Origin of the sequence: Streptococcus sp. HMSC073D05 (genome assembly GCF_001812015.1) — a bacterium.
In the GTDB taxonomy this organism is placed as follows: domain Bacteria; phylum Bacillota; class Bacilli; order Lactobacillales; family Streptococcaceae; genus Streptococcus; species Streptococcus parasanguinis_D.
Genome location: NZ_KV807487.1, coordinates 20,587 through 29,167 on the forward strand (window position 1 = coordinate 20,587; position 8,581 = coordinate 29,167).

The 8,581-nt window shown below is 42.8% G+C and carries 6 protein-coding genes; all 6 read left to right on the forward strand.

The window, feature by feature from the left end:
- The gene (locus tag HMPREF2832_RS02795; protein WP_070505471.1) at window positions 1–1,179 is read left to right on the forward strand and encodes a pyridoxal phosphate-dependent aminotransferase; all 1,179 of its coding nucleotides are present in this window, start codon (window positions 1–3) and stop codon (window positions 1,177–1,179) included.
- A 148-nt stretch (window positions 1,180–1,327) separates the two neighbouring features.
- On the forward strand, window positions 1,328–2,674 hold the full coding sequence (gene asnS / locus HMPREF2832_RS02800) for an asparagine--tRNA ligase (RefSeq protein WP_070505473.1): 1,347 nt from the start codon (window positions 1,328–1,330) through the stop codon (window positions 2,672–2,674).
- 68 nt (window positions 2,675–2,742) lie between these two features.
- Window positions 2,743–3,459: a DUF1003 domain-containing protein gene (locus HMPREF2832_RS02805; RefSeq protein ID WP_049471721.1), complete on the forward strand. Its 717-nt coding sequence runs from the start codon at window positions 2,743–2,745 to the stop codon at window positions 3,457–3,459.
- A 78-nt stretch (window positions 3,460–3,537) separates the two neighbouring features.
- Window positions 3,538–4,737, forward strand: coding sequence for an MFS transporter (locus HMPREF2832_RS02810; RefSeq protein WP_049496351.1), 1,200 nt, complete (start codon window positions 3,538–3,540; stop codon window positions 4,735–4,737).
- Window positions 4,738–4,939: 202 nt separating this feature from the next.
- Window positions 4,940–6,667 (forward strand): ABC transporter ATP-binding protein, encoded by a 1,728-nt coding sequence (locus HMPREF2832_RS02815; protein WP_070505475.1) that lies wholly within the window; start codon window positions 4,940–4,942, stop codon window positions 6,665–6,667.
- Window positions 6,664–8,406 (forward strand): ABC transporter ATP-binding protein, encoded by a 1,743-nt coding sequence (locus HMPREF2832_RS02820; protein ID WP_070505476.1) that lies wholly within the window; start codon window positions 6,664–6,666, stop codon window positions 8,404–8,406. The genes HMPREF2832_RS02815 and HMPREF2832_RS02820 overlap by 4 nt, the downstream gene beginning before the upstream one ends.
- Window positions 8,407–8,581 lie beyond the last annotated feature (175 nt).

Sequence of the window (8,581 nt, forward strand, 5' to 3'; positions counted from 1 at the left end):
ATGAAATTATCAAATCGTGTATTGGAAATGGAAGAAAGTGTGACCTTGGCTGCAAATGCGCGTGCCAAAGCTTTGGCGGCAGAAGGTCGTGATATCTTAAGTTTGACCCTGGGTCAACCTGACTTTGCGACTCCAAAAAATATTCAAGAAGCAGCAGTTGCATCCATCGAGGATGGTCGCGCTAGCTTTTATACGGTCGCATCTGGACTTCCAGAATTGAAGGTTGCCATTAGCGACTATATGAAAGAGTTTTATGGCTATGCTGTGAATCGGAATGAAGTAGTGGTCGGTACTGGTGCTAAGTTTATCCTCTATGCCTTCTTTACTTCTGTCATCAATCCAGGAGATGAAGTCATCATTCCAACCCCTTGCTGGGTTTCTTATGTAGACCAGGTCAAGATGGTAGAAGGCACACCTGTTACTTTCCAAACAACAGAAGAAAATCATTTCAAAGCAACGGTAGAGCAACTGGAAGCAGCACGGACAGACAAGACCAAGGTTGTCTTGCTGAATTCGCCATCCAATCCAACAGGGATGATCTACAGTAAAGAAGAGCTCCAAGCAATTGGAAACTGGGCTGTCGAACATGATATCTTGATTTTAGCGGATGATATCTATGGTCGATTGGTTTACAATGGCAACACCTTTACGCCCATTTCTAGCTTATCAGAAGCGATTCGCAAGCAAACCATCGTGATCAACGGAGTTTCTAAAACCTATGCTATGACTGGTTGGCGGGTTGGTTTTGCAGTGGGTGATCCAGAGATTATCGGAGCCATGGCCAAGGTGATCAGCCAAACAACTTCCAACTTAACAACCGTTTCCCAATATGCCGCAATCGAAGCCCTCACAGGAGACCAATCTTCTATTGAGATCATGCGTCAAGCTTTTGAAGAACGCTTGAATACTATTTATCCTTTGTTGAATGAAGTACCTGGTTTTGAAGCCATCAAACCTCAAGGAGCCTTCTATCTCTTCCCAAATGTCAAGAAGGCCATGGAGATGAAGGGCTATACAGATGTGACGGAATTTACCACAGCGATTTTGGAAGAAGCAGAGGTTGCTTTAGTAACGGGAGCTGGCTTTGGTGCCCCTGAAAATGTTCGCTTGTCTTATGCGACAGATTTGGATACCCTGAAAGAAGCTGTTCGCCGACTCAAGGCCTTTATGGAAAAATAAAATTACAAGATCCTTAGTAATGAGCTGAGGATCTTTTTCTTTAAAAAAAATCTGGTTTTCACAGGTAGAACCTAGCACTGAAAGCCTTTTTATGATACAATTAAGAAGATAATGTCTTCGGACAAGTTTAACGAGAAAAGGAAGATGAATGATGACAAAACGGATTACTATCATCGAAGTAAAAGACTATGTAGGTCAAGAAGTGACCATCGGTGCTTGGGTGGCCAACAAATCAGGTAAAGGAAAAATTGCTTTCTTGCAATTGCGTGACGGGACTGCCTTTTTCCAAGGTGTGGCTTTTAAACCAAACTTTATCGAAAAATTCGGCGAAGAAGTGGGGCTTGAAAAATTTGATACCATCAAACGCTTGAGCCAAGAAACCTCTGTCTTTGTAACAGGGATTGTCAAAGAAGACGAGCGTTCTAAATTTGGCTACGAGTTGGATATTACGGACATCGAAGTCATTGGTGAATCCCAAGATTACCCAATCACTCCTAAAGAACACGGGACAGACTTCTTGATGGACAACCGCCACTTGTGGTTGCGTTCACGTAAGCAAGTAGCCGTGATGCAAATTCGTAATGCTATCATCTATGCAACTTATGAGTTCTTTGATAAGAATGGCTTCATGAAGTTTGATAGTCCAATTCTTTCAGGAAATGCTGCAGAAGATTCTACAGAACTTTTCGAAACAGACTACTTCGGAACACCAGCCTACTTGAGTCAATCCGGTCAGCTTTACCTTGAAGCTGGTGCTATGGCCCTTGGTCGCGTCTTTGACTTTGGTCCAGTATTCCGTGCTGAAAAATCAAAAACTCGTCGTCACTTGACTGAGTTCTGGATGATGGATGCTGAGTACTCATACTTGACACACGATGAGTCACTTGACTTGCAAGAAGCTTATGTGAAAGCTCTTCTACAAGGTGTTTTGGACCGTGCACCTCAAGCCTTGGAAACCTTGGAACGTGATACAGAGCTCTTGAAACGCTATATTGCGGAGCCATTCAAACGGATCACTTACGATGAAGCCATTGATCTCTTGCAAGAGCATGAAAACGATGAAGATGCAGATTACGAGCATTTGGAACATGGTGATGACTTCGGCTCACCACATGAAACTTGGATTTCAAACCACTTTGGTGTGCCAACATTTGTCATGAACTACCCAGCAGCTATCAAGGCCTTCTACATGAAGCCAGTTCCTGGCAACCCAGACCGTGTGCTTTGTGCAGACTTGCTTGCCCCAGAAGGCTATGGAGAAATCATCGGTGGCTCTATGCGTGAGGAAGACTACGATGCCCTTGTTGCAAAAATGGATGAACTTGGCATGGATCGTACAGAGTATGAATTCTACCTTGACCTTCGTAAATACGGTACAGTCCCACACGGTGGATTTGGTATTGGGATTGAACGGATGGTCACTTTCGCGGCTGGTACAAAACACATTCGTGAAGCCATTCCATTCCCACGTATGTTGCACCGTATCAAACCTTAATAGACGTAAAAACGCCATTAGGCGTTTTTCACTTTTATCTGCTTCAAAAAACTATGAAAGGAAACTCAATGCTGAAAATAGACATCATCGATGGGAAAGAATACGAGGATGGTCAGGGGTCTTTGATCGCAGATCTGGACCATTCCATTCAACAGATGCTCAAGACTTCCTATCCTGAAAGTCAAATGGATGATTTTATCACCTATAAAAATTTGAGCCAATATTGTATGGATTATCTTGGACAGATTATTGAGCGTGCCAATGATAAAAACGAAGCCATTAAACAGCAGGTGACGGGTGTCATGCCCGAAAGCGAGCGCCCCTTTAACGTTGAAGACCGCTTGACAGCCAGCTATACCTTCGGTCAGAGGGTAGCGGATTCGGTCGCACGCTTTGGTGGGTCATGGACTTTTATCATTAGTTTTATCCTGATGATGGCTATCTGGATGTTGATTAATGTCTTGCATCCCTTTGGCTGGAATTTTGACCCTTACCCTTTCATCTTGCTCAATCTAGCACTTTCTACGATTGCCGCGATTCAAGCTCCTTTGATCATGATGAGCCAAAACCGGGCGGCAGATTACGATCGCCTGCAAGCGCGAAATGACTTTAACGTCAATATGGAGTCGGAAAGAGAAATTCGCTTGTTGCATACGAAGATTGACCATATGGTGCAACAAGACCAGACGGATTTACTGGAAATTCAAAAGTTGCAAACCGAATTGTTGGTGTCCTTGTCTAATCAAGTGGCTCAGCTGCGTCAAGAAATGAATCAAGAAAAATGAAGGAGGTGGAGAAGATGTAGGCAACTCTAAGTAAGTCTTTTAGAAACACTTATATAATCTATTGAAAGAGGAAAAACAATGTTTAAAAGAACTTACAAACGCAATATTTCACTCCTAGCAGGTTTGGAATTTACATCTTATTTTGGAATCACCAGTTTTTGGATTCTCTTTTTTATTCAAAATGGTCTTTCTTTGCTTCAGATTGGTTTATTAGAGAGTATCTTTCATGGGACGAGTCTCTTGTGTGAGATCCCGTCTGGTATGTTAGCCGATCGATTTAGTTATAAGACCAATCTCTATTTGGCTCGCTTGTCCAGTATTGGATCTTCTATCTTGATTTTATTTGGTCAAGGGAATTTTTGGATCTATGCCATTGCTATGATGGTCAATGCTTGGTCTTATAATTTTGACTCGGGGACCAGTACAGCTTTCTTATTTGATTCAGCAGTGGAAGCGGGTCAAAAGGACCGTTATCTTCAGATATCCAGCTTTTTGTCTGGTGTGGCCGAAGTCACCCGAACTTTAGGTACAGTTGTGGCAGGCTTCTTTATTCACGGAGCATTGGCTTGGACCTATTATATTGCTATTGGGCTTTCCTTGCTTTCTATTCTTTTGATCTTTCTGATGAAGGAGCCAGAGAGCAAGAGTGATGAAAGAAATCATTTGACCTTAAAGCGGATATTGGAGGTAGTGAAACAAGAATGGCAGGAAAAACCAGTCTTGTTTTACTGGATGCTCATCTATCAGTTGGTAGGGACCATCATGTGTATGTTTTATTTTTACTACCAACAGAAAATTAGTGACTTAGCTAGTTGGCAAGTTTCGCTCATCATGTTAATTGGTAGTGGATTCAATCTCCTAGCGGTTTATTTGGCCAGTCAAATCGGGAAAAAATGGAATAGTAATCAAGTCTTTCCGATTCTGGTTGCACTGACAGGGTTGGCCTTGCTTTTGGTAGGTGTAAAGACTCCATTCGCCTATCTGAGTGTCTATCTCTTGACCAATGCCCTTTATGCCGTTTATCAACCCATCTACTACAATGATTTACAAGCTTATCTGCCTTCCAGTGTGCGAGCAACCATGCTGAGTATCAATTCCATGATGTTTAGTCTATCTATGATTGTCATTTTCCCACTGACTGGTTGGTTCATTGATAGCTGTGGCTTTGTAGCAGTCTTTCTTGTATTAGGCCTTATAACACTATTTTCTTTCCCACTACTAATGATTGGATTGGGGAAAATGGGTAAGACCTTAAGCAAGGTGCCAAAGACTGAATAAAACTCCTTAGGTTCATTAGTCTAACAAGGTTAAATAGAAGAATAGCAGAGAAACTATCGTTGAATAAACTCTTGCTTAACAAATAGACAAGTTTTTTGTTACTTGTCTAACGACTCAACTCTCTCTGCTTGGCAGGGAGAGTTTTTTCATCTTAAAAATTGTGGTAAAATTAGTTTATTCTATTTAGAAAAGATCGAGTAGTATGAAATCATTATTGAAGTATTTTAAGGGTTATCTATGGGAAACTTTTCTAGGGCCCGTGTTTAAGCTTTTAGAAGCTATTTTTGAATTGTGTGTCCCCTTAATCATCGCCCACTTAGTCGATCAGGTCATTCCGAAAAAGGAAACGAGCGCAGTGGTGATGACGGTCGGTGTTTTGTTTTTATTTGCGAGCTTTGGTGTTGTCGTAGCTATTACGGCCCAGTATTTTTCTTCTAAAGCAGCTGTCGGCTTTACCCGCGAGATGACCAAGGATTTGTATGATAAGATCTTATCACTTCCAAAGGACAAGCGAGATAGGATCGGGACTTCTAGTTTGGTAACCCGTCTCACTTCTGATACCTATCAAATCCAGGTTGGGATCAACCAATTCTTGCGCCTCTTTTTGAGGGCACCGATCATTGTCTTTGGATCTATCATCATGGCCTTCACCATCAGTCCTAAACTAACCCTTTGGTTCTTGGGGATGGTGGCGATTTTAACCTTGATTATTGTGATCATGTCTCGGATTGTCAATCCTCTTTTTGCCAAGATTCGGAAAATCACAGACCGAATGGTCACGGTGACGCGTCAGCAATTTCAAGGGATGCGGGTGATTCGGGCCTTTGGACAAGATGCTAGTGAATTAGAGGATTTTAGAGAGGTCAATCAGGACTACAAGATCTGGCAAATTCGCGCTGGTATCTGGTCTAGTTTGGTGAGTCCCTTGACCTTCCTTGTGGTCAATACGACCTTGGTTTGTGTCATTTGGCAAGGACAATTGAATATCTCTGCTGGTCTTCTAACCCAAGGGATGTTGGTCGCTTTGGTCAATTATTTATTACAAATTTTAACAGAATTGATCAAGCTGGCTATGCTGGTCACGTCCTTAAATGTCAGCTATATTTCAGCCAAGCGTGTCCAAGAGATTTTTGATTTGAAGGAAGAAGACCTCTTAGAAGCTTTGCCAGTAGAAACTGCAACAGAGCAAGAAGCGATCAGCGCAGAGAAAATTTCGTTCACTTATCCAACGGCTTCAAGCCCAGCCCTAGAAGATATTTCTTTTGATCTGGATCATGGACAGATGTTGGGAATTATCGGTGGTACAGGATCTGGGAAGTCCACCCTGGTTCAGTTATTGAGTCATTTGTATACCGTGAGTCAGGGGAAATTAGCCCTCTTTCATCAAGGTCACTCTCCTAAAACTCTTAAGGAGTGGCGGGAGTGGGTAGCTGTTGTCCCACAGAAGGCAGAGCTCTTTAGAGGAACCATCCGCTCGAATCTCTTACTTGGAATGGAAGAAAATCTATCGGATGAAGATTTGTGGTGGGCACTAGAAACAGCTCAGGCTGCTGATTTTGTCCGTGAAAAAGAAGGACAACTCGATGAGCCAGTGGAAGCCTTTGGTCGAAATTTCTCAGGTGGGCAACGCCAGCGGTTGACCATTGCGCGTGCCCTTTTGAAGAAGGCTCCTTTCTTGATTTTGGATGATTCAACTTCTGCCTTGGATTATTTGACGGAAGCTCGTCTCTTAAAATCGATTAAAGAAGAATTGAGTGATACGAGTTTGATCTTAGTATCTCAACGAACCAATAGTCTCAAGTCTGCTGATCAGATTTTGGTCTTGAACAAGGGACATCAAGTAGGACTGGGGAATCATGATTTCCTTTTGTCTACCAATGAGATTTATCAAGAAATTCATTATTCACAACACGGGAGGGAGGAAGCATGAGTCAAAAACGTTCTAGTTATGTAAAACGTCTGTTTAGAGATTTTGCTCACCATCCCGGGCTCCTGATTCTAGCTAGTCTCGGAACCATCGCTCAAGTGGCCTTAACGGTTTGGTTACCGATCCTGATCGGACATGCGGTTGATTTAGTCATCAATCCTCAAGGGATGACAGTCTTATGGCCTGTTTTGATCCAAATGGTTCTGGTCATTGTGGCCAATACCTTGATCCAATGGATCAATCCTCTTGTCTACAATCAATTGGTCTATCGGTTTAGCCAAAGCCTGAGAGCAGAAGTGATGGAAAAAGTACACCGATTGCCCTTGTCTTATCTAGATAAACAAGGGAGCGGGGACTTCGTCAGTCGCCTCACGACCGATGTAGAGCAACTTAATAGCGGTCTTCTGATGGTCTTTAACCAGTTCTTTGTTGGCCTCCTAACCATTCTTGTCACCATCGTGACCATGGCAGAATTGGATTTCTTTATGATGGTGGCGGTTCTGGTCTTGACTCCTTTATCCCTGTTGATTGCTCGTTTTATTGCCAAGCGTTCTTATACGCTTTTCCAAAAGCAGACCAAGGCGCGTGGTCTTCAAACTCAGTTGATCGAAGAGTCTTTGACCCAGGAAAGCTTGATCCAGTCCTTTAACGCTCAGGATCAATTCCGTAAGGCTTTTAAAGGGACGAATGAAAGCTATGCCAATTATTCCCAATCCGCTGTCTTTTATTCTTCAACTGTCAACCCTGCCACTCGCTTTGTGAATGCCTTGATTTATGCAGTAGTGGCTGGATTTGGTGCTGTACGCATTATTTCGGGATCTCACTTTACTGTTGGTCAATTGGTGACCTTTCTCAATTATGTCAACCAATACACCAAGCCTTTTAATGATATCTCCTCTGTCTTGTCAGAACTCCAAAGTGCCCTTGCCTGCGCAGAGCGCTTGTACAGCGTCTTGGATCAAACTGAGGTCGAAGAGACAGGGCAACGGGTTCTGGATAGTCAGGATGTTAAAGGTGCGATTGGTTTTGAACACGTTGCATTTGGCTATGATTTGGGGCGGACCTTGATCAAAGATCTAACCATTCAGGTTCCAGCAGCCAGTAAGGTTGCCATTGTAGGACCTACAGGAGCAGGAAAATCGACCTTGATTAATCTGCTCATGCGTTTCTACCCTGTTAATTCTGGAGAGATCACGATTGATGGGGTACCAATTACGGACTACACTCGTGCTTCTTACCGCCAACAGTTTGGTATGGTTCTACAAGAAACCTGGCTCAAGGTCGGGACCATTCATGAAAATATCGCCTTTTCTCGTCCAGATGCAACTAGAGAAGAAGTCATAGAAGCAGCTAAGGCAGCCAATGCAGATTTCTTCATTCGGCAGTTGCCACAAGGGTACGATACTTATCTTTCAGATGCTGGAGAGTCTTTGTCCCAAGGCCAACGCCAACTCTTAACGATTGCGCGGGTTTTCCTTTCAGTTCCTAAGATTTTGATCTTAGATGAGGCTACATCCTCCATCGATACTCGGACGGAGGTCTTGATTCAAGATGCCTTTAATCAGCTCATGAAGGGACGGACTAGCTTTATCATTGCTCACCGCTTATCGACTATTCAAAATGCCGATATGATCCTTGTCATGGTCGATGGTGATATAGTTGAGCATGGCATTCATGAAGAGCTAATGCAAGCGCAAGGTGTTTACTACAAGATGCAGACAGCTCAGCAACAGATTAGTTAGAATGGTATACAAACTATTTTTAAAGTAAATAAGTAAAGTGATTCTGTAAAGAAATAAATATCTACCTAATTTGTTTAACGAATTAAGAGAACATTAAAACTTTCCGCCGTGAGAAAAGTGCCTGAAACAATTTAGTTTCAGGCACTCGGGAGTTTTGAAACTTTAGGTTCAAAAC